The organism is Candidatus Competibacteraceae bacterium (genome assembly GCA_016713505.1).
Lineage (GTDB): Bacteria > Pseudomonadota > Gammaproteobacteria > Competibacterales > Competibacteraceae > Competibacter_A.
The window spans coordinates 2,632,316-2,658,983 of sequence record JADJPA010000001.1; the positions used below are offsets into that span (position 1 = coordinate 2,632,316).

27 protein-coding genes, 2 tRNA genes and 1 pseudogene are annotated in these 26,668 nt (G+C 62.4%); 10 read left to right on the forward strand and 20 right to left on the reverse strand.

Translation table 11 applies throughout. From position 1 onward, the window contains the following. Positions 1-48: 48 nt before the first annotated feature. The 16 genes from IPK09_12040 to rsmG all read right to left on the reverse strand — a co-directional run bounded on the left by IPK09_12040 (position 49) and on the right by rsmG (position 12,872). A tRNA-Glu gene (locus tag IPK09_12040) sits at positions 49-124 on the reverse strand. A 44-nt stretch (positions 125-168) separates the two neighbouring features. Further along, positions 169-244 (reverse strand) — tRNA-Ala (locus IPK09_12045). Between the two features lie 32 nt (positions 245-276). Continuing rightward, positions 277-1,713 (reverse strand): glutamate--tRNA ligase, encoded by a 1,437-nt coding sequence (gltX, locus tag IPK09_12050; protein MBK7984344.1) that lies wholly within the window; start codon positions 1,711-1,713, stop codon positions 277-279. Positions 1,714-1,752: 39 nt separating this feature from the next. Beyond that, complete coding sequence (gene glmU, locus IPK09_12055; GenBank protein MBK7984345.1) at positions 1,753-3,129, reverse strand: bifunctional UDP-N-acetylglucosamine diphosphorylase/glucosamine-1-phosphate N-acetyltransferase GlmU; 1,377 nt, start codon at positions 3,127-3,129, stop codon at positions 1,753-1,755. 171 nt (positions 3,130-3,300) lie between these two features. Continuing rightward, positions 3,301-3,729, reverse strand: coding sequence for a F0F1 ATP synthase subunit epsilon (locus tag IPK09_12060; protein ID MBK7984346.1), 429 nt, complete (start codon positions 3,727-3,729; stop codon positions 3,301-3,303). A 60-nt stretch (positions 3,730-3,789) separates the two neighbouring features. Beyond that, a complete protein-coding gene (atpD, locus tag IPK09_12065) occupies positions 3,790-5,166 on the reverse strand; it encodes a F0F1 ATP synthase subunit beta (protein MBK7984347.1) in 1,377 nt (458 codons plus the stop codon). 67 nt (positions 5,167-5,233) lie between these two features. Next, positions 5,234-6,097 carry a F0F1 ATP synthase subunit gamma gene (atpG, locus tag IPK09_12070; protein MBK7984348.1) on the reverse strand — a complete coding sequence of 288 codons (864 nt, stop codon included), beginning with the start codon at positions 6,095-6,097 and terminating at the stop codon, positions 5,234-5,236. Between the two features lie 12 nt (positions 6,098-6,109). Then, positions 6,110-7,669, reverse strand: coding sequence for a F0F1 ATP synthase subunit alpha (locus IPK09_12075; GenBank protein ID MBK7984349.1), 1,560 nt, complete (start codon positions 7,667-7,669; stop codon positions 6,110-6,112). A gap of 15 nt (positions 7,670-7,684) precedes the next feature. Beyond that, the gene (locus tag IPK09_12080; GenBank protein ID MBK7984350.1) at positions 7,685-8,269 is read right to left on the reverse strand and encodes a F0F1 ATP synthase subunit delta; all 585 of its coding nucleotides are present in this window, start codon (positions 8,267-8,269) and stop codon (positions 7,685-7,687) included. 17 nt (positions 8,270-8,286) lie between these two features. Then, positions 8,287-8,757, reverse strand: coding sequence for a F0F1 ATP synthase subunit B (locus IPK09_12085; protein ID MBK7984351.1), 471 nt, complete (start codon positions 8,755-8,757; stop codon positions 8,287-8,289). A gap of 49 nt (positions 8,758-8,806) precedes the next feature. Further along, positions 8,807-9,094 (reverse strand): F0F1 ATP synthase subunit C, encoded by a 288-nt coding sequence (atpE, locus tag IPK09_12090; GenBank protein MBK7984352.1) that lies wholly within the window; start codon positions 9,092-9,094, stop codon positions 8,807-8,809. 99 nt (positions 9,095-9,193) lie between these two features. Beyond that, the gene (gene atpB, locus IPK09_12095) at positions 9,194-9,961 is read right to left on the reverse strand and encodes a F0F1 ATP synthase subunit A (protein MBK7984353.1); all 768 of its coding nucleotides are present in this window, start codon (positions 9,959-9,961) and stop codon (positions 9,194-9,196) included. Further along, positions 9,958-10,338, reverse strand: coding sequence for an ATP synthase subunit I (locus tag IPK09_12100; protein MBK7984354.1), 381 nt, complete (start codon positions 10,336-10,338; stop codon positions 9,958-9,960). Before IPK09_12100 ends, atpB begins: the two co-directional genes overlap by 4 nt. A gap of 206 nt (positions 10,339-10,544) precedes the next feature. Then, complete coding sequence (locus IPK09_12105) at positions 10,545-11,426, reverse strand: ParB/RepB/Spo0J family partition protein (GenBank protein ID MBK7984355.1); 882 nt, start codon at positions 11,424-11,426, stop codon at positions 10,545-10,547. Beyond that, positions 11,423-12,229, reverse strand: a complete 807-nt coding sequence (locus IPK09_12110) for a ParA family protein (protein ID MBK7984356.1) — start codon at positions 12,227-12,229, stop codon at positions 11,423-11,425. The genes IPK09_12105 and IPK09_12110 overlap by 4 nt, the downstream gene beginning before the upstream one ends. Positions 12,230-12,239: 10 nt before the next feature. After that, positions 12,240-12,872 (reverse strand): 16S rRNA (guanine(527)-N(7))-methyltransferase RsmG, encoded by a 633-nt coding sequence (gene rsmG / locus IPK09_12115; GenBank protein MBK7984357.1) that lies wholly within the window; start codon positions 12,870-12,872, stop codon positions 12,240-12,242. 286 nt (positions 12,873-13,158) lie between these two features. Here rsmG and IPK09_12120 point away from each other — a divergent pair, with 286 nt between their 5' ends. From IPK09_12120 to IPK09_12130, 3 genes are read left to right on the forward strand one after another with little or no spacing between them, the layout of a single operon-like run. Then, a complete protein-coding gene (locus IPK09_12120; GenBank protein ID MBK7984358.1) occupies positions 13,159-13,842 on the forward strand; it encodes a hemolysin III family protein in 684 nt (227 codons plus the stop codon). Positions 13,843-13,870: 28 nt separating this feature from the next. Beyond that, complete coding sequence (gene truD / locus IPK09_12125; GenBank protein MBK7984359.1) at positions 13,871-14,905, forward strand: tRNA pseudouridine(13) synthase TruD; 1,035 nt, start codon at positions 13,871-13,873, stop codon at positions 14,903-14,905. A 4-nt stretch (positions 14,906-14,909) separates the two neighbouring features. Further along, on the forward strand, positions 14,910-15,683 hold the full coding sequence (locus IPK09_12130; protein ID MBK7984360.1) for a CDP-alcohol phosphatidyltransferase family protein: 774 nt from the start codon (positions 14,910-14,912) through the stop codon (positions 15,681-15,683). Here the strand turns inward: IPK09_12130 and IPK09_12135 are convergent, their stop codons facing one another. Continuing rightward, positions 15,684-17,381 carry a hypothetical protein gene (locus IPK09_12135; GenBank protein MBK7984361.1) on the reverse strand — a complete coding sequence of 566 codons (1,698 nt, stop codon included), beginning with the start codon at positions 17,379-17,381 and terminating at the stop codon, positions 15,684-15,686. A 30-nt stretch (positions 17,382-17,411) separates the two neighbouring features. Beyond that, positions 17,412-18,527, reverse strand: a complete 1,116-nt coding sequence (locus tag IPK09_12140; GenBank protein MBK7984362.1) for a sorbosone dehydrogenase family protein — start codon at positions 18,525-18,527, stop codon at positions 17,412-17,414. 266 nt (positions 18,528-18,793) lie between these two features. Here IPK09_12140 and IPK09_12145 point away from each other — a divergent pair, with 266 nt between their 5' ends. Further along, positions 18,794-19,198, forward strand: coding sequence for a hypothetical protein (locus tag IPK09_12145; GenBank protein ID MBK7984363.1), 405 nt, complete (start codon positions 18,794-18,796; stop codon positions 19,196-19,198). A gap of 76 nt (positions 19,199-19,274) precedes the next feature. Here IPK09_12145 and IPK09_12150 read toward each other — a convergent pair whose 3' ends face one another. Further along, positions 19,275-19,481, reverse strand: coding sequence for an acetyltransferase (locus tag IPK09_12150; protein MBK7984364.1), 207 nt, complete (start codon positions 19,479-19,481; stop codon positions 19,275-19,277). Positions 19,482-19,495: 14 nt separating this feature from the next. Further along, positions 19,496-21,580 (reverse strand): sel1 repeat family protein, encoded by a 2,085-nt coding sequence (locus IPK09_12155; GenBank protein ID MBK7984365.1) that lies wholly within the window; start codon positions 21,578-21,580, stop codon positions 19,496-19,498. A gap of 204 nt (positions 21,581-21,784) precedes the next feature. Between IPK09_12155 and IPK09_12160 the strand changes: the two genes are divergently transcribed. The 6 genes and pseudogenes from IPK09_12160 (at position 21,785) to IPK09_12185 (ending at position 26,587) form a co-directional block, all read left to right on the forward strand. Continuing rightward, positions 21,785-22,387 carry a TerD family protein gene (locus IPK09_12160; GenBank protein MBK7984366.1) on the forward strand — a complete coding sequence of 201 codons (603 nt, stop codon included), beginning with the start codon at positions 21,785-21,787 and terminating at the stop codon, positions 22,385-22,387. Positions 22,388-22,408: 21 nt separating this feature from the next. Further along, entirely contained in the window at positions 22,409-23,677 is a 1,269-nt protein-coding gene (locus IPK09_12165) for a TerD family protein (protein MBK7984367.1), read from the forward strand. A gap of 36 nt (positions 23,678-23,713) precedes the next feature. Further along, a complete protein-coding gene (locus IPK09_12170; GenBank protein MBK7984368.1) occupies positions 23,714-24,166 on the forward strand; it encodes a tellurite resistance TerB family protein in 453 nt (150 codons plus the stop codon). A gap of 14 nt (positions 24,167-24,180) precedes the next feature. Continuing rightward, positions 24,181-25,426 (forward strand): annotated as a pseudogene (locus tag IPK09_12175) (TerC/Alx family metal homeostasis membrane protein). Then, positions 25,387-25,962 carry a TerD family protein gene (locus IPK09_12180; protein ID MBK7984369.1) on the forward strand — a complete coding sequence of 192 codons (576 nt, stop codon included), beginning with the start codon at positions 25,387-25,389 and terminating at the stop codon, positions 25,960-25,962. The pseudogene IPK09_12175 and the gene IPK09_12180 overlap by 40 nt, the downstream one beginning before the upstream one ends. 46 nt (positions 25,963-26,008) lie before the next feature. Then, complete coding sequence (locus tag IPK09_12185) at positions 26,009-26,587, forward strand: TerD family protein (protein MBK7984370.1); 579 nt, start codon at positions 26,009-26,011, stop codon at positions 26,585-26,587. The last annotated feature ends 81 nt before the right edge of the window (positions 26,588-26,668 follow it).

Below are 26,668 nucleotides of genomic sequence, written 5' to 3' on the forward strand. Positions count from 1 at the left end.
ATCCCATCGGGAAATTGGCGACTAGTGTAACGTGGATCATGGGAATAGTGGCGTCCCCAAGGGGATTCGAACCCCTGTTACCGCCGTGAAAGGGCGGTGTCCTCGGCCTCTAGACGATGGGGACAAAAGACGGAAAAAAATAAACCGCCAACATGGGACGGTTGATGGTGGTGGAGCCAGACGGGATCGAACCGACGACCTCCTGCATGCCATGCAGGCGCTCTCCCAGCTGAGCTATGGCCCCAAAAATCCGAGACAACTAATTTAAAAGACTCCCTAGGCCCTGTCAATCACTACTTCAGTGTCAGCGCGGGAACCTCGGTGGATGTAGTCCAGCGCACGGTCGATCCGCGCCAGGGTCTTCGCTCGCCCCAACAGCGCCAACGTGATGTCGATGGGGGGTGATACCGCCGTGCCGGATACCGCCACTCGCAGCGGTTGCGCGACCTTGCCCAAGGCCAAGCCTTCCTGTTCGGCACTCCGTTTGACCGCGTCATGGATCGGCTCCGCCCGCCACTCGGGCAAGGCCGCCAGCGCCTCTCGCAGTCTCCCCAAAGGTGCTGCGGCGACAGCCGTCAAGTTCTTACCCGCCGCTTTCGGATCGTAGTGCTCGAAATCCTGATAGAGAAATTTCGCGGCTTCCGCCAAGTCCTTTAGCGTGTCAGACCGTTCGGCGAACGCCTTGACGACCTCGGTCGGCGGCGGCCCCTGGCAGGGGTCGACCCCCAACTCGCCGATGTGCCAGCTCAGATGGCGGGCGACATGGGCCGGATCGAGCGTTTTCAGATAATGCTTGTTCAGCCAGAGCAGCTTGGACGGATTGATCGCCGAGGCGGCCTTGTTGCAGCCTTGCAGATCGAACAATTCCGCCATCTCATCCAGTGAAAAGATTTCCTGGTCGCCGTGCGACCAACCCAGTCGCACCAGATAATTCAGCACCGCCTCCGGCAAATAACCCAAATCCCGGCACTCCATGACGCTGGCGGCACCGTGCCGTTTGGACAGTTTTTGACCGTCCGGCCCGAGAATCATCGGCACATGTCCGTACTTGGGCACCGGCGCGTCCAACGCCTTGAGAATGTTGATTTGCCGTGGCGTGTTGTTGAGGTGGTCGTCGCCGCGAATGACGTGGGTGATGCCCATGTCCATGTCATCCACCACCACGCAGAAGTTATAGGTCGGCGTCCCATCCGCGCGAGCGATGATCAGATCGTCGAGTTCGGCATTCTGAAAAACGATGTCGCCGCGAATCAAATCCTCGACCACGACATCGCCGTCGACCGGATTTTTGAAGCGGACCACCGGCTCCACGCCCTGGCGCGGCGGTCCCTGATAATCGCGGTGGCGGCCGTCGTAGCGCGGTTTTTCCTTGCGGCTGCGTTGCTTTTCGCGCAGCGCCTCCAATTCCTCGCGCGTGCAATAGCAGTAGTAAGCCCTACCCGCCCGCAACAGGTGCTGCAACACCTCGCGGTAGCGGTCGAAGCGTTGGGTCTGATAAAAAGGCCCCTCGTCATAGTCCAACCCCAGCCAGTTCATGCCTTCCAGAATGGCGTTCACCGCTTCCGGGGTGGAACGCTCCAGGTCGGTGTCCTCGATGCGCAGCACGAACGGCCCTCCGTGCCGGCGCGCGTACAACCAGGAAAAAAGGGCCGTGCGAGCGCCGCCGATGTGGAGATAACCGGTGGGGCTGGGAGCGAAACGAGTCTTGACCATAGGATTCGTCATCAAACCGCTGAATGTGGATGGGCTGCTTCAACGCTTGCCCGATTTGGTCGGCCGCTCCCAGTTCGCCACATCCTTGCGCGGCGCTCGGGTCAGAGACAGGCCGCCCTCGGGCACTTCGCCGCTGACCGCCGAGCCGGCGCCGACCGTCGCGCCCTTGCCGATCCGCACGGGCGCCACCAGCGAACTGTTGGAACCGATAAAAGCACCGTCGCCGATCACGGTCTTATGCTTGTTGGCGCCATCGTAGTTGCAGGTGATGGTGCCGGCGCCGACATTGACGTTCGATCCGATCTCGGCATCGCCGATATAAGTGAGATGGTTGACCTTGGAACCAGGACCGATCTCCACCTTTTTGGTCTCGACGAAATTGCCGATATGCACTCCTGGCGCCAACCGGGTATCGGGCCGCAACCGGGCATAAGGCCCGATATGCGCGCCGGCGCCGACCTCGGCGCTGTCGATCCAGCAATGCGACAGAATTTCGACATCATCGCCGATGACCGCGTCCCGCAACACGCAGAACGGTCCGATCCGCACCCGGTCACCCAAGCGCACGGTGCCTTCGAACACCACATTGACATCGATGATGACATCCTTGCCGGCAACCAGCGTACCCCGAACATCGACGCGCGCTGGATCTAGCAGGGTCGCGCCGCCCGCCAACAGCGCCTCAGCCTGTCGCGCCTGATAAAAACGCTCCAGTTCAGCCAGTTGCTGGCGGTCGTTAATCCCCTGCACCTCGGCCGGTTCGGCCACCGTGAAGGCTTCGACCGGCACGCCGTCGCGCACCGCCAAGGCGATGATATCGGTCAGATAGTACTCGCCCTGCGAGTTGTCATTATCCAGTTCGGCGACCCAATCTTTCAGCCTATCGGCGGAAACGGCCAAAATTCCGGTATTGATCTCGCGCAAATTTCGCTCGGTGGGCGTCGCTTCCTTATGTTCGACGATGCGCAACACCCGCCCGCACTCGTCGCGGACGATGCGCCCGTAGCCGGTCGGGTCGCCCAATTCGACCGTCAGCAACGCCAACCGGCCCTGTCGGGCGTCCGCGACCAGCGGTTGCAGGGTCTCGGTCTGGATCAAGGGCACGTCGCCATACAGCACCAGCACCACGCCGGCGGGATCGATTGACGGCAATGCTTGCGCGACAGCGTGACCCGTTCCTAACTGCTCGGCCTGCTCGACCCAGACTACATCCGAATCCCCCGCGAAAACGGCCTTGACCGCCTCCCCGCCGTGTCCGTACACCACCAGTCGAGTTGTCGCCTCAAGTTGACTCGCCGTGGCCAGCACATGGCCCAACAACGGTTTACCCGCGATACGGTGCAGGACCTTGGGCAAATCTGAAACCATCCGCTTACCCTTGCCGGCGGCAAGAATCACGACCGAAAGCTGCTGCATGACGGCTACGCCTCCAAAAAATCTCTCGCTATTGTAACGAACCTTAGCAACGGAATGAGCAACCCGCGACGAATACTCGGCCACGAACGCTCTCAGCGTGCTGCAAAATAAAAAGGCCGTGACGTTGTCACGGCCCAATAGAGGATCCAATATATTATTATTATTAGCCTTTTATCCTGCTTTACGCAGCTTGCGCAGCTTTTCGATAGCCTGCAACTGCGCGATAGCCTCAGCCAGTTCGGCCTTGGCTCTGGCGTATTCAAAATCACCCTGATGAGCGGCAAGTACTTGCTCGGAGCGCTGTTTGGCGGCCTGCGCGGACGCTTCGTCCAGGTCGCGGGCCCGTTCGGCGGTATCGGACAGTATCGTCACCAAACTCGGTTGCACTTCCAGCAGTCCGCCCGATACGTAGAACAGTTGCTCCTCGCCGCCTTGCAACCGGACGCGGACCTGACCGGGTTTTAGCCGGGTCAACAGCTGGCTGTGGCGGGGCAAAATACCGAGCTCGCCCAATTCGCCCGGCGCGGTCACCATCTCGGCGGCGCCGGAGAATAGCTCCTTCTCCGCGCTGACGATGTCGACGTGCAATGTCATGGCCATGCGTGCGTCTCCTGGTCGGTTGGCATGGGAAACGGCCCCACGGTCGGGGCCGTTGGACCCTTACAGCTTGGTGGCCTTTTCCACGGCCTCATCAATGCCGCCGACCATGTAGAAGGCTTGCTCGGGCAGATGATCGTACTCGCCGGCGACGATGCCCTTGAAGGCCGCGATGGTGTCCTTGAGCGCGACGTATTTGCCGGACGAACCCGTGAACACTTCCGCCACGAAGAACGGCTGCGATAGGAAGCGCTGGATCTTGCGGGCGCGCGCCACCACCAGCTTGTCTTCCTCGGACAGTTCGTCCATGCCCAAAATGGCGATGATGTCCTTCAATTCCTTGTAGCGTTGCAGCGTGCTTTGCACGGCGCGGGCGGCGTCGTAGTGGTCCTGGCCGACCACCAGCGGGTCCAATTGCCGGGACGTGGAATCCAGCGGGTCCACCGCCGGATAGATCCCCAATTCGGCGATCTGGCGGGACAGCACCACGGTGGCGTCCAAGTGAGCGAAGGTGGTGGCCGGTGAGGGGTCGGTCAGGTCGTCGGCGGGCACGTACACCGCTTGAATCGAGGTGATGGAGCCGGTCTTGGTCGAGGTGATGCGCTCTTGTAACACGCCCATTTCCTCAGCCAGCGTCGGTTGATAACCCACCGCCGACGGCATCCGGCCCAGCAGCGCCGAGCACTCGGTGCCGGCCAGGGTATAGCGGTAGATGTTGTCGATGAACAGCAGCACGTCGCGGCCTTCGTCGCGGAAATTCTCGGCGATGCTCAGGCCGGTCAGGCCGACCCGCAGCCGGTTGCCGGGCGGCTCGTTCATCTGGCCGTAGACCAGCGCCACCTTGTCCAGCACGTTCGACTCCTTCATTTCATGATAGAAGTCGTTGCCCTCGCGGGTGCGCTCGCCGACGCCGGCGAACACTGAGTAGCCGGAATGCTCGATGGCGATGTTGCGGATCAATTCCATCATGTTGACGGTCTTGCCCACGCCCGCGCCACCGAACAAGCCGATCTTGCCGCCCTTGGCGAACGGGCAGAGCAGGTCGATGACCTTGATGCCGGTTTCCAGCAGTTCGGTCGCGCCCGACTGATCTTCATAGCTGGGGGCCGGTTGATGGATGGCGCGGTAGATGTCGGTTTCCACTGGCCCCTTGTGGTCGATGGGTACGCCCAACACGTTCATGATCCGACCCAAAGTCCCGGTACCCACCGGCACGGTCACCGGCGCGCCGGTGTTGGAGACCGCCATGTTGCGTTTGAGACCTTCGGTCGCGCCCATGGCGATGGTGCGGACCACCCCGTCGCCCAATTGCTGTTGGACTTCCAAGGTCAGCCCGTTTTCATCGAGACGCAGCGCGTCGTAGATCTTGGGCACCGCGCCGCGCGGGAACTCGACGTCCACCACGGCGCCGATGATTTGCACGATATTGCCAGAACTCATTATTGGGTTCCCCTTAAACTTGTTTCACCGGGCACCCGCCGCTGGCGACGGGCGCTTGCCGCGTTCCCTATACCGCAGCGGCGCCACCCACGATCTCGGCCAGTTCTTGGGTGATCGACGCTTGTCGGGCCTTGTTGTAGATCAGTTGCAATTCATCGATGAGCGCGCCCGCATTGTCGGAAGCGCTCTTCATGGCGACCATGCGCGCGGCCATCTCGCTGGCGACGTTCTCCACCAAGGACTGGTAGACCACCGATTCGCTATAACGACGCAGCAGCAGTTCGATGAGATCCTTGGGATCGGGCTCGTAGATGTAATCCCAGCGATGAACCGGGGCCGCATCTTGCACCTCGGCGAGGATAGGCACCAGGCGCTCGATCTTGGGTTTCTGACTCATGGTGTTGACGAATTCGTTATACACCAGATAGATCGCATCGACCTTGCCTTCCGCGAAGGCATCAGCCATCACCTTGACCGGGCCCAGCACATCCTCAAAGCGGGGCGAGTCGCCCAAATGAGAAACGTGAGCGACGATGTTGCCCTTCAATCGTCGGAAAAACTGAAACGCCTTGGTGCCGACGGTGCAGATATCGATTTCGATACCGCGGTTGCGCCAGTCCTGCATGGTCAGGATGGTGGCCTTGAACAGGTTGGTGTTCAAGCCGCCGCACAGACCGCGATCGGTCGACACCACGATCAGCCCGACCCGCTTCAGTTCGCGCTCCACCAGCCCCGGACTGCGATACTCGGTATGAGCGTGGGCCAAGTGCGAGATCACGTTACGAATCTTGGTCGCGTAAGGCCGGGCTGCTTTCATGCGTTCCTGGGCCTTGCGCATCTTGCTCGCCGCCACCATTTCCATGGCTTTGGTGATCTTTTGAGTACTTTGAATACTCTTGATTTTGGTTCGTATCTCTTTGGCGCCGGCCATGCTCGATCCCGCCTATCCGACGAAAGTGGGCTTGAAATCTTCCGCGATCTTCTTCAAACCGCTTTCGATCTCATCGTTGAAATCGCCCGAGCCGTTGATCTGATCGATCAACGGCGCATGGTTGGCCCGCGCGTACGCCAGAAGGCCGGCCTCGAAAGCGCCGATCTTGTTCAGCGCCACATCGTCCAGATAGCCCCGATCCACCGCGAACAGCGACACCGCCATTTCAGCCACCGACATCGGCGAGTACTGTTTCTGCTTCATCAGTTCGGTGACGCGCTGGCCGCGTTCGAGCTGCTTGCGGGTGGCCTCGTCCAGATCGGAGGCGAACTGGGCGAAGGCCGCCAGTTCGCGGTACTGGGCGAGCGCCAAGCGGATGCCGCCGCCGAGCTTCTTGATGATCTTGGTCTGGGCCGCGCCGCCGACGCGGGACACCGACAAGCCAGGGTTGATGGCGGGCCGGATACCGGCGTTGAACAGGTCGGTTTCCAGATAGATCTGGCCGTCGGTGATCGAAATCACGTTGGTCGGCACGAACGCGGACACGTCGCCGGCCTGAGTTTCGATGATCGGCAGCGCGGTCAACGAGCCGGTCTGGCCTTTGACTTCCCCGTTGGTCAGCCGCTCGACCTCGGCGGCGTTGATGCGGGAGGCGCGCTCCAACAGGCGGGAGTGCAGATAGAACACGTCGCCGGGGAAGGCCTCGCGGCCTGGCGGGCGGCGCAGCAGCAGCGAGACTTGGCGGTAGGCCACGGCTTGCTTGGACAGATCGTCATAGACGATCAAGGCGTCCTGGCCCCGGTCGCGAAAGTATTCGCCCATCGCGCAGCCGGAGTACGGCGCGGTGTAGAGCATCGCCGCCGATTCGGAGGCGCTGGCGGCCACCACGATGGTGTGATCCATCGCGCCGTGCTCTTCCAGCTTGCGCACCACGTTGGCGATCGACGAGTTCTTCTGGCCGATGGCGACATAGATGCACTTGATGCCAGTGCCCTTCTGGTTGATGATCGTGTCAATCGCCACGGCGGTCTTGCCGGTCTGGCGGTCGCCGATGATCAACTCGCGCTGGCCACGGCCGATCGGCACCATGGCGTCGATGGCCTTCAAACCGGTCTGCACCGGCTGGCTCACCGACTGGCGTTCGATCACGCCCGGCGCAATCACTTCGACGGGCGAGGTTTTCGTGGAATTGATCGGACCCTTGCCGTCGATGGGCTGACCGAGGGAATTGACCACGCGGCCCAGCAGCGCCTCGCCGACCGGCACTTCCAGGATGCGGCCGGTGCACAGCGCCTTGTCGCCCTCGGACAAATGCTCGTAGTCGCCCAAGATCACGGTGCCGACCGAATCGCGCTCCAGGTTCATGGCCAAGCCATAAGTCACCGGATCGCCTTCCCTGGGCGCCGGAAATTCGATCATTTCGCCCTGCATCGCGTTGTCGAGGCCGTAAATCCGGGCGATGCCGTCAGACAGGCTGACGATGGTTCCTTCCGTGCGTGCTTCGGCGGTCGCTTGGTAGCCTTGCAGGCGCTGCCGGATCAGATCACTGATTTCGGATGGTTTGAGTTGCATAAAACGGTAATCCCCTTACTGGCTCAAGGCCGTGGCGAGTTTGTCCAGCCGACCGCGCGCCGAACCGTCGATCACCCGATCACCGATCCGGATCACCGCGCCCCCGATCAACGCCGGGTCCGTCTTGCAATCGAGCACGACGCTGCGTTTGAACTTCGCCTTGAGCGCCTTGGTCACGCGCTTGCGCTGGGCGTCGGTCACGACGGAGGCGGAAATCAGCTCGGCGCGGAGAATGCTTTCGGCCTCCGCGCGAAACCGCTCGAACAAGGCGGCGATGCTGGGAAGCTGGTGCAAGCGGTGAAACTCGGCCAGCATCTTGAGGAACGTGACGAAGGTCTCCGGAATCGCTGCCGCCTCGCCGCCGCGAATATCGCGGCACAAGTCGGCCACCAGCGCGGCTTTCTGTTCGCCGCGCAGTTGGGGATTCCAGGGTCCTAGCAACCGTTGCATGGCCGGATCGGCGGCCACGGCGGCGGCGCTCTGCAACAGCTCGGACCAGAGCGGCAGCGCCTGGGCGGCCTGCGCATCCTCAAAAGCGGCGCGCGCGTAGGGCCGGGCGGCGGAGGTCGGTCGGACGACGGGTGTCGGGTCATCAGCCATGGGCGTGGTCCGTGTGGTTATAGCTGAGCGACCAGGTCATCCAGCATGGCGGCGTTGGCCGCTTCGTCGACTTCGCGCTTGAGCACCTTGCTGGCGCCGGCGACGGCGAGGCTGACGACTTGATTGCGAAGCTGTTCGCGGGCGCGATTGACTTCCTGCTCGATCTCGGCCTTGGCGGCGTGGAGCTGGCGGTCGCCCTCGACGCGGGCTTCCTGTTTCGATTGCTCGATGATTTCGTTGGCGCGCTTGTGGGCTTGGGCGACGATCTCGGCGGCTTGCTGCTTGGCTTCCTTCAGCATTTGCGCGGCCTTGACCTTGGCCAGCTCCTGCTCGCGCACGCCGCGCTCGGCCGAGGCCAAGCCGTCGGCGATCCGCTTCTGGCGCTCTTGCATGGCCTGGATGATCGGCGGCCATACATACTTCATGGTAAAGAGCACCAGCAGGCCGAACGTGATCATCTGCCCTATCAGAGTGGCATTGAAGTTCACGCGATTATCTCCTCGGGTACACGGATGAACGCGTCAAAGAGTCGGACGATCAATGCCCTAAGGCCGCGTTGACGGGACCGAGGAACGGGTTGGCGAAGGTGAAGAACAACGCCACGCCGACGCCGATCATGGTCACCGCGTCGAGCAAACCCGCAACGATGAACATTTTCACTTGCAACGCGGGAATCATTTCCGGCTGGCGGGCGGCGCCTTCCAGGAACTTGCCACCCAACAGGGCGAAACCGATGGCGGTACCCAGCGCGCCCAGGCCGATGATCAAAGCCACGGCGATAACGGTCATACCCTGCACGTTGGCAATCAGGCTTGCAGCTTCCATTAGTGTCTCCCGTCTAGAGATTGTGGTGTGGATGAAAAAAACCGATTAACGCGGACCCGCCGCGACTGTCGTTCGGACCGCTCCAGCTATTGGCGACACTCAATGATCCTCGTGGGCCATGCTGAGATAGACGATGGTCAGCACCATGAAGATAAAAGCTTGCAAGGTGATGATCAGAATGTGGAACACCGCCCACGGCCAGCCCAGCACGAACTGGATCCACCAGGGCAACAGCGCGATCAGAATGAAAATCAACTCACCGGCGTAGAGGTTTCCGAACAGACGCAAGCCGAGCGAGATGGGTTTGGCCAGATCCTCGACGATCCGCAGCAGCAGGTTGAAGGGCATGAACCAGATGCCGAAGGGATGGGTCAGGATTTCCATGGTGAAATGGGTCGGACCCTTGACCTTGAAACTGTAGTAATACAGCAGCAGCAGCACCGAAATCGACAGGCCGAAGGTCGAATTCAAATCGGTGGAGGGCACGGAGCGCAGATAGGGAACGCCGAACAGGGCGGCGATGGACGGCAATAGGTCAACCGGCAACAAATCCATGAAATTCCACAGAAACACCCAAACGAAAATGGTCAGGGCCAACGGCGCAATGACCGGGTTGCGGCCGTGGAAAGAATCCTTGACCTGGGTATCGACAAACTCGACCAGAATCTCGCACAAATTTTGCAAAGGTCCGGGCACATCGCTGGTGGCCGATTTCGCCGCCTTCATGAACAGCCACAGGAAAAAGCTGCCCAAGGCGATCGAGAAGAACAGCGTATCCAGGTGCAGGGACCAGAAGCCCTCACCAACCTTGAGGTTGGTCAAATGGTGAATGATGTATCCCGTTGCGGAATGACCGGATTCGCTCATAGCGTGCTCACCGAAGCGTCGAATGTGAAGGGTAAAGCCAGCCAGTAGGCCATCAGCGCGGCGCTGTACGCCAGCAGCAGCGGAAGGGGCGAGACATCGAGCCAGAACAGAGCGCCGCCGAACAAGAGCACCGTCAACAGCAGCTTGACCACTTCGCCCAAGTAGAAGGCGCGGGCGATTTTGGCGGCGGGCGCGCCGACGCGCACCGAAAAGACCTTACTGGCGAAATACAGGGTGACGAGCGTGCTGATGCCGCCGCCGATCAAGGCGGAGTAAGCCGTCTTGACGTTGCCGAAGGCAAAAGAACCAACCGCGATCAACAGCGTGAGGAGCAATTGAAGGGTGGTGATCTTTCGGGTGACCTGTTTTGCGCCCATGGCTCGCATTCGTTTTAATTGTGCAGGCACCGCATTGCGCCGGGCATGTTTTAAATTGTTATATTCTGTTTTGTTTATTTGATTTTCTCACCCTGCCAAAGCCCGATCTTTTGCCTAAAATCCGGTTTCCCTGGTCCTTTCGGCTCCCGCAGAGTGCCACGGATTATAGGGAATTTAGCGCGGCGGGGTCAACGAAAATCACCGTGTCACTTCACCCGTGCAATAATGCCGTCCAGCTCATCTAGGCTGTTGTAGTGAATAACCACTTGACCTTTGCCGGTGGTATCGTGTCGCAATTGGACTCGCGCGCCCAGCCGTTCCGATAGATCGTCTTGTAAGGTACGAATATTAGGATCGAACGCTTTGGCGCGCGCGGGCGTAGCCGCCGTTTGCTGTTGCAGGCGGCGCGCCAGTTCCTCGGTTTCCCGCGCCGACAAGCCTCTTAGCAACACCTGGCGGGCGGCTTCCTGCTGCAAGGCGGACGGCAGCGGCAGCAGGGCGCGGGCATGGCCCATATCGAGCTTGCGCTCGCGCACCCACTGGCGGACTTCCTCGCTCAGCTCCAGCAAGCGCAGCAGGTTGCTCACCGCCGTTCGCGACCGGCCCACCGCTTCGGCCGCCTGCTGGTGGGTCAGCTCGAATTCATCGATCAGCCGTTGGAGCGCGGTCGCTTCCTCCAGGGGATTGAGGTCTTCGCGCTGGATGTTCTCGATCAGCGCCATGGCGATGGCGGCCCGATCCGTGACCTCGCGCACGACCGCCGGCACTTCGCGCAATCCAGCCAGTTGCGCGGCCCGCCAGCGCCGCTCCCCGGCGATCAGCTCGTAGCGCTCTCCAGCGAGCGGCCGCACCACGACCGGCTGCACCACGCCCTGCGCTCGGATCGATTCCGCCAGCTCCCGCAAGCGGTCTTCGCGTAAATCCTGCCGGGGCTGGTAGCGCCCCCTGACGATGCATTCGAGCGGCAGGGAACGCAGGGTCTCCGCAAACGTCGGCTCCGATGCTGATTCATTCCGACCGGCCGCCGCGGCCCCCGCGCCCAGCAAGGCATCCAGGCCACGACCGAGGCCGCCTTTTTTTCTGATCATGTCCCCGCCTCGTTCCCCGCCGTCTTTTTCGCCGCCGGACGTCGCAATCGTTTACGCACTTCCTTCGCCAGTTCCCGATAGCTTTGCGCGCCGCGCGAGCCGTCATCGTAATGAATGATCGGCAGTCCGTAACTGGGGGCTTCCGCCAGCCGCACGTTGCGCGGAATCAACGTTTCGAACACCGCCTTGCCGAAATGCGCCTGCAACTGAGCCGACACTTCATTGGCCAGCCGGTTGCGGGGGTCGAACATGGTCCGCAGCACACCCTCGACGCGCAAGTCCGGATTGGTGGATTTGCGCACCTTATCGATGGTGTCGAGCAACGCCGACAAGCCTTCCAGCGCGTAATACTCGCACTGGACGGGAATGAGCACCGCTTGGGCGGCGGTGAGCGCGTTGACCGTCAGCATGTTCAGCGACGGCGGGCAGTCGATCATGATGAGGTCGAAATTCCATTCCACCGGCGCGAGCGCGGCGCGCAAGCGGCCCGGCGCGTTTTCCGTTTTCAGCAAGTTGATCTCGGCGGCGGTCAGATCGCCGTTGGCCGGCAGCAACTGCATTTGCGCCTTCTCGACCCATTGCAGCGCTTGGGTCAAGGTCGCCTCGCCCAACAGCACATCGTAGCTGGTGGCGGTGACGGCGTGTTTGTCCACGCCGCAGCCCATGGTGGCGTTGCCCTGAGGGTCGAGATCGATCAGCAGCACGTTCTGCCGCAGCGCCGACAAACAGGCGGCCAGATTGACGGCGGTCGTGGTCTTGCCGACCCCGCCTTTCTGATTGGCGATCGCGATGATGGTAGCCATGATCTCAACCTCAGGAAGCGGGCGCGGGGGCCAAATGGACCAGATGGCGTTCGGCGTCCAGGCTCGGAACCCGCAGCGGGTAAACGTCCACCACGACATAACCGGCGGGCAAACGCGCCAGCTCATCGTCGGGAAACACGCCTTTCATCGCCAGCAAGCGGCCGGTGGGAGCACACAAGCGGCCGGCGTCCGCGACCATGTCGGCCAAGGTCGCAAACGCTCGCGATACCACGGTATCAAACAGGCTCTCCGGCCGATAATCCTCGACCCGGCCGCGCACCACGCGGGCATTGTGCAGTTGCAGTTCGCCAGCGACTTGGGTCAGGAACCGAGTCCGCTTGCCGTTGCTGTCCAGCAGGTAAAATTGGCAGTCCGGTCGGACGACGGCCAGCGGAATCCCCGGCAGGCCGGCGCCGCTGCCCACATCCAGCACGCGCGGACCCTCCAGCCAGGGCAGAATCGACAGGCTGTCCAACACATGCCGGACCACCATCGCCTCGGGGTCGCGCACGGCCGTCAGATTATAGGCCCGATTCCAGCGCTCAAGCAGGGTCAAATAAGCGCTCAGGCGCACGCTGGCGCCCTCCGGTAACCGGATAGCCAGCGCCTCGCAACCCTCGATAATGGCCTGTTCGATACTCATCAAACGCCGTCATTCGCCCCGCATAGCCCGTCCGAACGAAAGGATGCATTGTAACATGCCGCCGGACGTTGACAGGAGCCGATCGCCGACGGATAACATGGGGACCGCCCGCCGGCGGTGAATAACAGAGTCCGGAGCGCCCGCCAGCACCAACCCGTCGGGACCGGCGGGCTGAAACCAAGAGCGCTCTTGCGAGTCTGATTGAGCACATACCAACAGCGTGTAACGGACAGCCGGCGCTGTCCTGTCCGCCATCGCCATCGCCATCGCCAAGGAGGAGACCGCCGTGACCGTCGAACGTCATCCGCCGCATTACACCTTGGGTGAGGAAATCGCCAACAGCGTGATTCACGGTGTGGGCATCGTGCTGGGCATCGCCGGACTCGGGGTGTTGACCGCCTTCGCCAGCCTGCACGGCGACGCCTGGCACATCGTCGGCTGCAGCATCTTCGGCGCGGCCTTGATCCTGCTCTACACCACCTCGACGCTGTATCACAGTATTCCGCTACCGCGCGTCAAAACGGTATTGCGCACGCTCGATCATTCCGCGATTTTCCTCCTGATCGCCGGTACTTATACCCCGTTCCTGCTGGTGAACTTGCGCGGTCCCTGGGGTTGGTCGCTGTTCGCGGTCATTTGGGGGCTGGCGCTGTTGGGAATCGGGCTGCGCGTCGCGCGCGGCCGCCGTTCGACGCTGCTGTCGCTCGGGCTGTACATCGGCATGGGCTGGACGGTCCTAGTCGCCAGCAAGCCGCTGCTCAACAGCGTCGCGCCGGGTGGGCTGCTGCTGTTGCTGTCCGGCGGACTGGCTTACACGCTCGGCGTTGTTTTCTATGTCTGGAAGCGGTTGCCCTACCATCACGCCATCTGGCACGGCTTCGTGCTGGCGGGTAGCATCTTGCATTTCTTTGCGATTTTGTTTTACGTCATCCCGCTGGCCGCGCCGGATTACAGCGCTCAAGCGGGTTAATCAAGCCAACGGATTCCGACGTGCCGCCGTGCCCGACTCACCCCTTGCCGAACTCCCCTACGCCTGCGGCCGACCGTGCTTGCAGGGCCGGTTGCGCGTCACGCCGGATGATTTTCAGGTCCGCGAGGAACTGAGTTTCGCGCTGGAGGGCGCCGGCGAGCATGTCTGGCTTTGGGTGCGCAAGCGCGACGCCAATACCGATTGGGTGGCGCGGCGCTTGGCGGAACGGGCGGGCGTGCCGGCCGGAGCGGTCGGCTACGCCGGACTCAAAGACCGGCGCGCCGTGACCGAACAGTGGTTTTCAGTCCCGTTGCCCGGCCGGGCTGAGCCGGATTGGACAGGCGACCCGGCTGCCGAATTCACGGTACTGAAAGCGGTGCGTCATTCGCGCAAGTTGCGGCGCGGCGCGCTGGCCGGCAACGTCTTTCGCATCGTCGCGCGCGACCTCGAAGGCGATCCCGCCAAACTGACCGAACGCTTGGCGCTCATCGCCGCGAACGGCGCGCCCAATTACTTCGGCGAGCAACGTTTCGGCCGCGAGGGCGGCAACCTGGAACGGGCCGCGGCCATGCTGCGCGGCGAGGAAACGGTGCGGGACCGGCACCGGCGCGGCCTGTATCTGTCCGCCGCCCGCTCGGTGTTGTTCAATGCGGTGCTGGCGCGACGGGTCGGCGATCGCACCTGGAATCAACCGCTGCCGGGCGAGGTGCTGATGCTGGCCGGCAGCCATAGCATTTTCACCGTCGCCGAACCGGATGAAACGATCCGCCGGCGAGTGGCGGAATTCGACCTGCACCCGACCGGGCCGCTGTGGGGCGCCGGCGAGCTGCTATCCAGCGGCCCGGCGCGGGAACTGGAAGAAGCGATTGCGGCGACCTTGCCGGTGTTTCGCGCCGGACTGGCGGCGGAAGGCTTGCGACAGGAACGCCGCGCCTTGCGGCTGATGGTGCGCGACCTGGCGGTGGCGTTACCGACCCCCGGCACCGCCATCTTCAGTTTTGGCTTGCCGGCTGGCGCCTATGCGACAACGGTGTTGCGCGAGCTGATTCAGCCGCTGGACTGAACCGATGGAGGAGCCATCGTCGTCCGTCCCGCCGAACGCTCCGTCGTTCCGTGCCCGACTGCGGCCGCTCGCGATCAGCACCCTGTTCGATAGCGTAACCGCGCTGCTGCTGGTCGCGGGACTGGCGGCCGTTATCAGCCGGCAATTCCACCTGTCTCCGGCTTATGTCGGCCGATCCGTGACGGTCTTTGTGGGCCTGTTGCTCGCACTGCTGCCGTTCCTGCCCCAGCATTTGCCCTTGCAGCGGTTTGGCGCGGCCAATCGAGTCACGCTGGCGCGGGCCGGCATCGCCGCGCTGGCGGCCGGCCTGATCGGTCCTTTTGAGCCGACCCCCGCCTTGAGCTGGTCCATCGCCGCCCTGGCCGGTTTGGCCTTGCTGCTCGACGGCGCGGACGGCTGGCTGGCCCGACACCACGGGTCGACAAGCCGGTTCGGCGCTCGCTTCGACATGGAAGTGGACGCCTTCCTGATTCTGGTACTGGCCGTGTTGGTGTATCACTCCGCTAAAGCCGGCGGGTGGGTGCTGCTATCGGGCGGGATGCGCTATGGCTTCGTCGCGCTCGGTCAGGTTTTGCCTTGGTTGAAACAGCCGCTGCCGCCGCGCAAGCGCCGCCAAACCATCTGCGTGATTCAAAGCGTGGCGCTGGTCCTCTGTCTGACCCCGATCTTGGTCCCGCCCTGGACTAACCTGCTGGCCGCTGGCGCCCTCGGCTTGCTGGCGACATCCTTTGCCTTGGATGCCGTCTGGCTGGCCCGCCGGCACTCGCGGTGGCGCTGATCATCGACTCATCAGAATTGGAGATCCGCCGCCGGTCAGCGCCGGCGCTGGAGTTGGCCAGTCGCCATCCAGGGTTTTCAACAACAACGGCCCCAGGGTTTCGATGCCGCCCAGAACGGTCGCGCTCGGCCGCAGCCCCGGTTCGAACCCCGCCGCCAGAAACGCCGCAATCATCCCAGCGTTTCGCGAGAACAGATGAACCGGCACTTGCCAGGGAATATCGCGGCCGCCCACCACCGCCGGCGGCTGGTGGTCGCCGAGCACCAACAGCACAGCGTCTTTCGGCGCGTGCTGGCGCAGATAGCCGCCCACCACCGCCAGGTTATAGCGAACGCTCTCGATGTAGGCAGTGGCCAGTTCGCCGCCATCCAGCCGGTCGTTCAAGGTCGTTGCCGCCGGAACCGTATCGGCAGTGCCGCCGGCCTCGACCTCAGCCCACTTCGGCCGGTAAGGCGGCAGCGGCGCGAAGGGAATATGGCTGTTGATGGTCGGAAAAAATATCAATAGCGGTGGCCGGCCCGCCGGTACCACCTCCGTTTGGTGGACCCGATACAGGCTGTATTGATCGGGTATGGCCCACCAACCATAAGCCGGCCCGGCATAGCGCAACCGTCCGGCGTCGTAGATCCGGTCGAAACGGTAAAACTCGCCCTCCGGCCACGGATATTTGAGGCCCGGCATGATCGCGACGCTGCGATAACCGGCGGCGGCGAAACGGCCGACGAGCGTGTCGCGATCCGAGGCCAGCAAGTCGCGATAATCGCCCGGATCGGCGACGCGCGCCCCGGACAACAAACTGGAATGCGCCAGCCAGGACAGGCCACCGAAGGTGCTAGACTCGACCCGCGCCGAAGCACTGTTCCAGCCGGCGGCCGCCAGCGACCGCTCCAGCGCGGCGAACTCGCCCGCCAGCGGAACGGCGAAGCGGGGGTCGTCGAAAACCAGCGCGCCGTAGGACTCGAAGAACAAGACCCACAAATCTCCTCGCCCCAACCGCCGCAAATTCGATCCCGGCAACGGCGGCTGTGCGGCCAGCCAGCTCCGATCCCGAAACAGCGTCGCAACCAGCATCAGCCGCAACTGCTCGGCGACCATCCCGGAAACCGGCAGCGCGAACGCTCGTTCGGTCGGCAGGCGCACGCTCAATCGACCGGCGCCATACAGTACCAGCAAAACCAGGGCCAGCGCGGCCAACCAGCGTCGGCCGGCTGGACGCGCCATTCCCCCCAGAACGGCTGCTAGCGCCCAATGCAGAACCGCGAGCAACCCGACCAGGAGCGCCAGCAGCCCCACAGCCGCCAGCAGCAATTGCCAGCTGGCGACGTGGTCCGCAAACATGGCCGCCACCCGCAAAACATGCTGGCTGTCCCAGTATAGATTGAGAGATCGGCCCATCAGCGCCGGCGCGGTGACATCCAGATAGCGCCCCAGCACGAACGCGAGCAACCCGCCGACCCCGACCCGTCGCGACACCCGGCCCGGCGGTCCACGCCACCCCACGACCAGGCTAAGAACCAGCAGCAACCCCGCCAGCTCGATGGACAGTTCGGGAACCCAGCGCACCCCAACCGTCGGCCAGCGGTTTTGAAAGGTCAGCGCCGAGTTGAGGACGAACAATCCGAGGAGCAACTTGAAAGAAGTCAGCCGGCCGGAATCCGCCGCTGCGGCCGCCGCGCCGCCACCATCGCCTGTTTCCATGAAAATCGGATGTCTCGCAGGTTCGCTCGGTCAGGTGTTGGGCGCACGCGCTCGATCGTAGCGGATACGGTAAATCAGCCCGGCATGATCGTCGGACACCAACAGCGAGCCATCCGGCATGACCGAAAGGTAAGCCGGTCGGCCCCAAGCCCGCTCGCCGCTCAACCAACCCTCGGCAAAAGGCTCGTAACTGACGGCCCGACCGTCGCGCAACGTGACCAGCGACACCCGATAGCCGATTTTCGAACTGCGGTTCCAGGAACCATGTTCGGCGATGAAAAGCTGGCCGCGATAGCGTTTGGGAAATTGAGCGCCGGTGTAGAACGCCAGCCCCAGCGCCGCCACATGCGCTCCCAGTTTCTGTACGGGCGGCGTGTAATCCGCGCAATTTTTGCCTTTACCAAAATCGGGGTCGAGCAGATCGCCTCCGTGGCAGTAAGGGTAGCCGAAGTGAAGGCCGGGTCGGGGAGCCTGATTGAGTTCGTCCGGCGGCCGATCGTCGCCCAGCCAGTCGCGACCGTTGTCGGTAAACCAAAGGGTTCGATCTTGTGGGTTCCAGGTAAAGCCGACCGTATTGCGAATGCCGCGCGCCACGGTTTCCATGCCTGAGCCATCGGCGTTCAACCGCCGCAACTCCGCATAGCCCGGCTCGTCGCAGATATTGCAAGGCGCGCCGACTGCAACATACAGCTTGCCGTCCGGCCCAAAGGCGATATAGCGCCAGCCGTGCGCGCGATCTTTCGGTAAGGCAGCGGTGATCAGCACCGGCTCGGGCGGATCGTCGAGCCGGCTTTCGATGGCGTCGTAGCGCAAGATCCGATCCACGGCGGCGACGTACAGCGCCCCGTCGCGAAAGGCGATGCCGTTTGGCATGTTGAGGTGGCTGGCGATGGTCCGGCGGGTTTCGGCGCGACCGTCTCCGTCAGCGTCGCGCAACGCATAAACCTCGCCTTCATCCCGCGTGCTGACGAACAGCGTACCGCGCTCGCCGAGCAACATGACCCGCGCGTTCGGCACCCGATCGGCGAAAACGCTGATGGTGAACCCCGGCGGCAAGCGAATGCGTTCCAACGGGGGGTCGGCGAAACTTCGCTCGGTCAAAACTGACAGAATCACTAACGCGGACAGCAGCGCGCTTCGAGACATGGCGCAAAACCTCCCAACCCAGCGCTGGCGATCACCAGACCTAACTGGCGGACAATCGATGATTGGCGTACTATTTCGATAATAATAGGATTGGTTTTCGAATGCGCCGTTCACTCGAAAATCGCTATTTCACACGACGCCTTACCAACTCGCGATCCTGTGCTTGGGACATCAATCCGAACGCTTGACCCCGCTCCACCGAGATCCCCGCGCGGGGGTTTCCGTTTGAACCCAAACCCGACCCGGACCATGGGAGGCACATCAAGATGAGCAGGGTAGATGAGGATCTGGAGCTTCCGAACGAGGGGGAGGTTCCGAAAACCGAAGAGCGGCCCAGCGAGGAAATGCAGCGCTGCCTTGATGAGGTGGTGACGGTATTGCGTAAATACGAACTCGGGGTCACGCTCTGTCTGGCCAACGACCGGGAATCGGTGCTGATGTATCGCATCCCCGAATGGTGCGCCGTGGCGCTGAACGATGGCGCGCCGGAAGTCAACCTCGACAAGCTGTGGCAAACGGACGACCTGGAACAACTGCTGTCTCGCACTTACCGGCTGGCGAACGCGCTATGCCAAGTCAACGAGCGCTTGCACGCCGAGTCGGCGCGGCTTGAGGATTTCGTGAAAAATCTCGGGCAGCACTTGCTGGATCCCAACCGCAAAAGCCACTGAGCCACCGCCAGTGCCCCCGCGCGGGGGACGCCTACGCCGGCCGCGAAACAGCGCGAGGTTTCCTGGCAGCCGCCGCTCACCGTCCGTCAAGCTGCAAAGCCTCCGGCGTCTCCTCGCGCAACAGCGGTTCTAGATCCAGTTGTCTGAGCACGCCGATGGTATATTCCCAGCGCCCTTCGGCGCACAGGCCGCTCAGCCCGGCATCCTGATACGCTTCCAGAGCCGCTCGCACGCAAGCCACCCGCACCCGTTCCGCCAACTGGCGCTCACTGTTTTCACTCATAGCCGCACCGACTTTCAGTTTGCCTTGTTTTCCGCCACGGTGACCGGCCGCCACTCTCGCGCCAGATCCCGCGCCCGCACCAATTCTTTTTCGCCGAGTTGGCTGCCTGCGTACTCCAGCGGCTGGGCCGCGCCGACATAGCCCCCGGAAGCCGCCAGATTCAGCCACAAATGCGCTTTGACCCAGTCGCGCTCGACCCCTCTGCCGTTGCTGTAGAGCATTCCCAAACCGTATTGGGCCAGAGGCAATCCCGTATTGGCGGCCTTTTCGAACCAGACCACCGCCTGTCGGTCATCGCGGGCCATACCCCGACCGGTCGCGTAAGCCAAACCCAACGCCAACTGGCCCAGCGGCAAATTTTGCAGCGCCGCCTTACGGTACCACGCCGCGGCTTGGGCCTCATCGCGCGCCAGCCCGCCGCGACCGTCGGAATACAATAACCCCAAATTCAACTGCGCCACCGGCAAATTATGCTCGGCCGCCTTACGGTACCACGCCGCGGCTTGCGCGTCGTCGCGCGGGGTGCCGCGACCCAGGGCATAAAGCACCCCGACATTGAACTCGGCCTGGCCGTCACCCTGTTTGGCGGCTTCCCGAAACCATTGCAAGGCCTGCCGGTCGTCCTGCGATACCCCCTGACCGCCGGCGTACATCCCGGCAAGGCGCAGTTGGCTCGGCACGTGACCCTGTTCGGCCGCCTTGCGATACCATCCCACCGCTTGAGCGTCATTGCGGCCAACCCCCCCCTCGCCCCTGGCGTTGAGCGTGGCCAATAAATACTGCGCCTCGGCATAGTTTTGATCCGCCGCCTTGCGCAGCCAATCCAGGCCGGCCTGGTTGTCGCGCGGCGTGTCGCGACCGACCAAGTGCCGTTCGGCCAGTTGAAGCTGTGCCTCGGGGCTGCCGCCCTTGGCCGCCAGCTCCAATAACTGCATACCTCTGGTCTTATCCTTTTCGACCGCGCGGCCGTTGAAATAACCGTTGGCCAGTTCCAGATGCGCCACCGGCAGATTCTGGTCGGCGGCGCGTCGGAACCATTGCAGGGCCTCCCGATCATCGCGCGCCACCCCGCGCCCGTCGGCATACATGCGTCCCAGATAATATTGCGCCAGCGGCAAATTTTGCTCGGCGGCGCTGCGGTACCACCTCACCGCTTCGACATCGTTGCGGGCGGTACCTTTGCCTTCGGCGTACAGCCTACCCAGATTCAGTTGCGCCAACCCCAAACCCTGTTCGGCCGCCTTGCGAAACCAGTTGAACGCCTCCTCCGGACTGGCCGATACCCCCCGGCCCCCCAGATAACGTACAGCCAAGTTATATTGAGCCTCGCCGTGCCCCTGTTCGGCCGCCTTGCGATACCATTGCGCCGCGTCCTGATCGCTGGCCGTCAGCCCGCGCCCGGCCGCGTACATCGCGCCGAGCGCGAATTGAGCGCCAGCCTGGCCCTGCGCCGCCGCTTTCTGATACCACTTCACCGCCTCCTTGTCGTTGCGCGACACGCCTCGGCCGCTCGCGTAAAAGTTTCCCAGTTCGGACTGGGCGGCGGCGTTCCCTTGCGCGGCCGCTTTCTGGTACCAGTTCATGGCCTCCCGATCATCGCGCGCGATGCCCTGACCGCCCGCGTAGCGGTTGGCCAGCACGAGTTGCGCCTCGGCATTGCCGTATTCCGCCGCTTTGCGCAACCATAGCAGCGGCTCTCGCTCGTTAGGCGCCGCGCTGGGGTTTAGCACGTAGATCATGGCCAGATTGAATTGCGCGTTCGCGTTACCTTGCAGCGCCGCGCGCCGCAACCATTCGGCGGCGTTGCTCTGACTTTGGGTCACGCCCTGGCCGCGCAAATACATGAGCCCCACCATGGTCTGCGCTCTGGGATCGCCCTGCTTCGCCCAGGTCATATACTCCTCAAAAGCCGCTCCGTAATCGCCGCGTCGGTAAGCATCGGCGGCGCTGTTGGTCACGGCGTCGGGCGATATCGGTTGGCTGTCGCCGTAATGCCATACCCCCTTATCATCCTGCCATTTTTTAAGGTTCGCCTCAGGCGCTGGAGCGGCGTGGGCTCCGGCGATCATCACGCTCAATAACAACGCCAGCTTGCGCATGATCATCTCCGCATCGAGAATGTTGGAATCACTTGAATTACCATAAACTGCCTCAATATCCTTAATCGGACAATACAGCGACCTTCATCCGTCCGACCATTTTCCGCCGCTGCATCGCAGGCCAGCAGTAGGACGGAGGTTCGAAATGATTTGCGATCATCACTGGCCTTATCGAAAATCAGCCACTTTAATGAGGATATCCGCATGGCCGTCAATTTGCAGAAAGGACAGCGCATCAGCCTGGAAAAAGAGGCCGGTCGCAGCCTGAACCGGGTCGTCATGGGCTTGGGTTGGGGCATGAAACAGGTTCAGTCCCGCGGCTTTCTCGGCTTCGGCGGCGGCGCTCGCCAGGAAGCCGTGGACCTGGATGCCTCCTGTTTGTTGTTCGACGCCGGCGGCAATCTCGCGGACACCGTGTGGTTCAGACAACTGAAAAGCCGCTGTGGCTCCGTCCAGCACAGCGGCGACGACCGCTCCGGCGGCGGTGAGGCCGGCGCTGAGAACGAACGCATCAGCATCGACCTCAACCAGCTCCCGGCGACCGTGCAAGCGCTGATCTTTACCGTCAACAGCTTCAGCGGCGAAGGCTTCGCCGGCATCCCCAGCGCCTTTTGCCGGATCGTGGACGGCGCCGGCGGCGGCGAAATCGCCCGTTTCGACCTGTCGCTGGAGGGCGGCACTTACACCGGCTTGCTCATGACCAAGCTGTACCGCCACAACAATGAATGGAAGTTGCAGGCTATCGGCGAACACGCCAGCGGCCGCACTTTTCACGATCTGCTGCCGGCGCTGCAACCCTATCTGTAAACTCCGCCAGAGAATCCCAGCATGGACCTGCAACCGGGTCAGAACTTCTCCATCACCAAAGCAACGCCCGCGCCGGCCGCCGTCGAAATCGCGCTGGCTTGGGAGCCGGGCGGCACGCCGCTGACGCTGGATTCCAGCGCCTTTGCGCTGACCGCGCAGGGCAAGGTGCGCGGCGATGGGGACTTTGTTTTTTACAACCAGCCCTCGCTGGCCGGCGGCGGCGTCCAGCGCGCCGGCGACGGCCGCGCCTTCACCGTCACTTTCGCCCAATTACCGCCGGCCATCGAAAAGGTCGTGGTCGCGCTGACCATCGATCAGGGCCACCGGCGCGGTCAGTCGTTCGGCCAGTTGAGTCAGGTCAAGGCGGACGTCCGCGACGCGAACAGCAAAGCGCCGTTAGCGACTTTTCCGCTGAAGACCGGAACGATGGCGGAAACCGCCCTCATCGTCGGCGAATTCTATTTGCGCAACGGCGAATGGAAGTTCCGCGCGGTCGGTCAGGGCTTCGTTGGCGGGCTGGGACCGCTGGCCCGTCAATACGGCGTGGATGTCGGCGACGATCCCGATGCCGCTGAAGCGCCTCCCGCACCGGTTTCTCCTCCGACGACGCCAACCCCAGCGCCTCAGCCCGCCGCCGCTCCCGCCGCTGCGCCACCGTCCGCCCCCAAACCGGTACGGCTGGAAAAAATCACCCTGGACAAGCGCAATCCCAGCATTTCACTGGAGAAGAAGGGCCAGGGCTTCGGCGAAATCGTGGTCAATCTGAACTGGCACCAGGACAGCGGCGGTGGGGCTAAGGGCTTTTTCGGCCGCCTGACCGGCGGGCGCAAGATCGATCTGGACCTCGGCTGCCTGTTCAAGCTGCGCGACGGCCGGGGCGGCGCGGTGCAGGCGCTGGGAGAGAATTTCGGCAGCCTGCGCCAGCCGCCCTACATCCAACTGCTGGGCGACGACCGCAGCGGCGCCAGCGCCCAGGGCGAATTCCTGCACATCAACGGCCAATACTGGAACGAATTGGATCGGGTGGTGTTGTTCGCAATGATTTACGAGGGCGCGCCCAACTGGGCGGAAACCGACGCTGTGGTCACCCTTCAGGCCCCCGGCCAGCCGATGCTGGAAATCCGCATCGACAGCCACCGCAACGATCAACGCATGTGCGCCTTGGCGCTGCTGGAGAACCAAGGCGGCAACCTCAAGGTCACTAAATTGGTCGAATATTTTCAGGATCATCGCTACATGGACCAAGCCTACGGTTTCGGCTTGCGCTGGGTGGCGGGATCGAAAGATTGATGGTGTTTTTTTTAATCCACTTTTGGAGAAATTACCGTGGCGCTCGAATGGTTGAAACAACGTTACAGTGAAGTCACCGCCAACTTGAAAACCGAAGTCACCAAACTTAAGAACAAGACGTTTCTGGAGGCGGTGGTGGCCGGTTGCGCCTTGGTGGCCCATGCCGACGGCGTGGTCAAACCCGAGGAAAAGCAGAAGATGATGGGCTTTCTGCGCAACTCCGACGTGCTGTCGGTGTTCGACCCGCAGGAAGTCATCGCCATCTTCGAAAAATACGCCAAACAGTTCGAGTTCGATCACCAAATCGGTCAGGCCGCCGTGCTGCAAGTAGTCGGCAAGCTCAAGGGCAAGGACTCGGAAGCACGGCTGATGGTGCGGGTCTGTTGCGCCATCGGCGCGGCCGACGGCAATTTCGACGATCAGGAAAAGGGAGTGGTCCGCAAAATCTGCAATGAATTAGGCCTTAACCCCAAAGACTTCGATCTCTGAGCGCGCGAGACCTCATGGAACACCACATCGGTTATCCCCTGGAGACCATCGCCATCTTCGCGGCGGTGGTGATCTTCTCAGTGTGGCTGGACCTGCGGCTGCACCGGGACGGCAAGGACATCAGCATCGCCAACGCCATGGCCTGGTCGCTGTTTTGGATCTTCTTGGCTATCGCCTTTTATTTCTACATCAAGATCCATCACGGCGCCGAATTCGCCGAATTGTATCTCGCCGGCTACATCTTGGAAAAATCGCTGTCGGTGGACAATTTGATGGTGTTTGTGGCCATCTTTTCCTCCTTCGGCATCAGAGGTGCCTTGCAACACCGAATCTTGTATTTCGGCATCCTTGGCGCGGTGGTTTTTCGAATGCTTTTCATCGCCTTCGGCACGACACTGTTCGGCCTGAGCACCTGGATCGAATTCGTGTTCGCCGCCATCGTGGCCTGGACCGGCTGGAAAATGCTGGCCGGCGTCGGCGGTGACGATGAGATCGAGGATTATTCCGACCATTGGTCGGTGAAGATGACCCAAAAGCTGATTCCGGTCTATCCACGCTTGCACGGCCACCATTTCTTCGTGGACCGCAAACATGTGGAGGAGATAACGGCGCAAGACTCCAGCATCGTGGTCGCCCGCAAGGCGGCGCTATACGCCACGCCGATGCTGTTGTGCTTGGTGGTCATCGAGGTTTCCGACATCATTTTCGCCTTCGATTCGGTGCCGGCGATCATCGCGGTGACCCGCGAGCCGCTTTTGGTCTATTCGGCGGTGATTTTCGCGATTCTGGGGTTTGCGTTCGCTGTATTTCGTGCTGGCGGCGGCGCAGAAGTATCTGGTCCATCTGGACAAGGCGGTGGCGGCGCTGTTGTTCTTCATCGCGTTCAAGCTGGCGCTGCAAGCCTCCAACCACATGTTTCACTGGCCCGGCTTCAACATCTCCGCCAATCTGAGCCTGATGATCATCCTCGGCACGCTGGCGGTGGGCGTGATCGCCTCGCTGGTGTTCCCGGCGAAAGACGAGCCGGAGGACGCGAGCGCGGCGCGCCAAGCGAAGGTGGAGGAAAAATCGAAACTCGCGAGATCGAGGAAGCCCGCGAACAGGGGCCTTCCTAAGCATCGTCAGGCGGTTTGGCCGACGCGGCGGGTTGCAACCCCGCGTCGGCCAAATCCAAATCGTTTGACAAAACTATCCGCATTCACCCACGGGAGCACAATCTCATGGCCATTTCCCTCAACAAAGGCGGCAAGTTATCCCTGAGCAAGGAAGCGCCAGACTTGAAGAAAGTTCTGGTGGGGCTCGGCTGGGACGCCCGCGCCACCGACGGCGCCGACTTCGATCTGGACGCCTCGGCGTTCTTGCTCGACGCCAACGGCAAGGTCCGCTCCGACGCCGACTTCATCTTTTACAACCAACTGAAATCGACCTGCGGGTCGGTGCAGCATACCGGCGACAACCGCACCGGCGCGGGCGAGGGCGACGACGAAGCGCTGATGGTGGATTTGAGCCGGGTGCCGGCGGAGGTCCACAAAATCACCTTCACCGTCACCATCCACGACGCCGACCAGCGCAAGCAGAATTTCGGCCAAGTGCAGAACGCCTTCATCCGGTTGGTCAACGCCGAAACCAACGCCGAAGTGGCCCGCTACGACCTCGGCGAGGACGCCTCCACCGAAACCGCGATGATCTTCGGCGAGATTTACCGCCACGGCAGCGAGTGGAAGTTTGGAGCCGTCGGCCAAGGCTACGCCGGCGGGCTGGCGGCGATGTGCCGGCAATACGGCGTCAACATCTGATCGGGATTTCCCCACTTTTCAATTTTTACCGCTTGGAGGAACGATTATGGCGATCTCACTGCAAAAAGGCGGCAACGTGTCGCTGAGCAAGCAAGCCCCCGGACTGAAGCGGATCCGATTCGGCCTGGGTTGGGACTTGCGCAAAACCGACGGGGCGGCGTTCGATCTGGACGCCTCGGCCTTCGTGCTGGACGCCGGCGGCAAGGTGTTAAGCGACCAGCATTTCGTGTTCTACAACAACCCCAAGGCTCCGGGCGGCGGAGTCGAGCACAAGGGCGACAACCGCTCCGGCGAGGGCGAGGGCGACGATGAGGTCATCGAGATCACGCTCGATTCGATGGACGCCACCGCCGCCAAGGTGTCGTTCGTGGTCACCATCCACGACGCCGACCAGCGCAAGCAGAACTTCGGTCAAGTCGGCAACGCCTACATCCGCGCGCTCAACGCCGAGGGCGATCAGGAAATCGCCCGCTACGATCTGTCCGAGGACGCTTCCACCGAAACCGCGATGATCTTCGGCGAGCTGTACCGCAACAACGACGAGTGGAAGTTCAAGGCCATCGGCCAGGGCTACGCCGGCGGACTGGCGGCGGTCGCGCGCGATTTCGGCGTCAATCTCGGCTAAAACTCGGGTAAAATCAGCGACGCCCGGCCACCGCGCCACCTCAATTCAGCCCGCCGGTTCACGGCGGGCTTTTGCTTTCTG

Bases quoted from the DNA above. Each gene is read 5' to 3' on its own strand.
- atpB (MBK7984353.1), bottom strand. From the start codon at position 9,961: ATGAGCGAATCCGGTCATTCCGCAACGGGATACATCATTCACCATTTG.
- IPK09_12155 (MBK7984365.1), bottom strand. From the start codon at position 21,580: ATGCGCAAGCTGGCGTTGTTATTGAGCGTGATGATCGCCGGAGCCCAC.
- IPK09_12075 (MBK7984349.1), bottom strand. From the start codon at position 7,669: ATGCAACTCAAACCATCCGAAATCAGTGATCTGATCCGGCAGCGCCTG.
- atpE (MBK7984352.1), bottom strand. From the start codon at position 9,094: ATGGAAGCTGCAAGCCTGATTGCCAACGTGCAGGGTATGACCGTTATC.
- IPK09_12160 (MBK7984366.1), top strand. From the start codon at position 21,785: ATGGCCGTCAATTTGCAGAAAGGACAGCGCATCAGCCTGGAAAAAGAG.
- IPK09_12100 (MBK7984354.1), bottom strand. From the start codon at position 10,338: ATGGGCGCAAAACAGGTCACCCGAAAGATCACCACCCTTCAATTGCTC.
- IPK09_12105 (MBK7984355.1), bottom strand. From the start codon at position 11,426: ATGATCAGAAAAAAAGGCGGCCTCGGTCGTGGCCTGGATGCCTTGCTG.
- gltX (MBK7984344.1), bottom strand. From the start codon at position 1,713: ATGGTCAAGACTCGTTTCGCTCCCAGCCCCACCGGTTATCTCCACATC.
- IPK09_12080 (MBK7984350.1), bottom strand. From the start codon at position 8,269: ATGGCTGATGACCCGACACCCGTCGTCCGACCGACCTCCGCCGCCCGG.
- IPK09_12180 (MBK7984369.1), top strand. From the start codon at position 25,387: ATGGCCATTTCCCTCAACAAAGGCGGCAAGTTATCCCTGAGCAAGGAA.
- IPK09_12145 (MBK7984363.1), top strand. From the start codon at position 18,794: ATGAGCAGGGTAGATGAGGATCTGGAGCTTCCGAACGAGGGGGAGGTT.
- IPK09_12150 (MBK7984364.1), bottom strand. From the start codon at position 19,481: ATGAGTGAAAACAGTGAGCGCCAGTTGGCGGAACGGGTGCGGGTGGCT.
- IPK09_12185 (MBK7984370.1), top strand. From the start codon at position 26,009: ATGGCGATCTCACTGCAAAAAGGCGGCAACGTGTCGCTGAGCAAGCAA.
- IPK09_12060 (MBK7984346.1), bottom strand. From the start codon at position 3,729: ATGGCCATGACATTGCACGTCGACATCGTCAGCGCGGAGAAGGAGCTA.
- IPK09_12110 (MBK7984356.1), bottom strand. From the start codon at position 12,229: ATGGCTACCATCATCGCGATCGCCAATCAGAAAGGCGGGGTCGGCAAG.
- IPK09_12135 (MBK7984361.1), bottom strand. From the start codon at position 17,381: ATGGAAACAGGCGATGGTGGCGGCGCGGCGGCCGCAGCGGCGGATTCC.
- IPK09_12165 (MBK7984367.1), top strand. From the start codon at position 22,409: ATGGACCTGCAACCGGGTCAGAACTTCTCCATCACCAAAGCAACGCCC.
- atpD (MBK7984347.1), bottom strand. From the start codon at position 5,166: ATGAGTTCTGGCAATATCGTGCAAATCATCGGCGCCGTGGTGGACGTC.
- IPK09_12130 (MBK7984360.1), top strand. From the start codon at position 14,910: ATGGAGGAGCCATCGTCGTCCGTCCCGCCGAACGCTCCGTCGTTCCGT.
- glmU (MBK7984345.1), bottom strand. From the start codon at position 3,129: ATGCAGCAGCTTTCGGTCGTGATTCTTGCCGCCGGCAAGGGTAAGCGG.
- IPK09_12140 (MBK7984362.1), bottom strand. From the start codon at position 18,527: ATGTCTCGAAGCGCGCTGCTGTCCGCGTTAGTGATTCTGTCAGTTTTG.
- atpG (MBK7984348.1), bottom strand. From the start codon at position 6,097: ATGGCCGGCGCCAAAGAGATACGAACCAAAATCAAGAGTATTCAAAGT.
- rsmG (MBK7984357.1), bottom strand. From the start codon at position 12,872: ATGAGTATCGAACAGGCCATTATCGAGGGTTGCGAGGCGCTGGCTATC.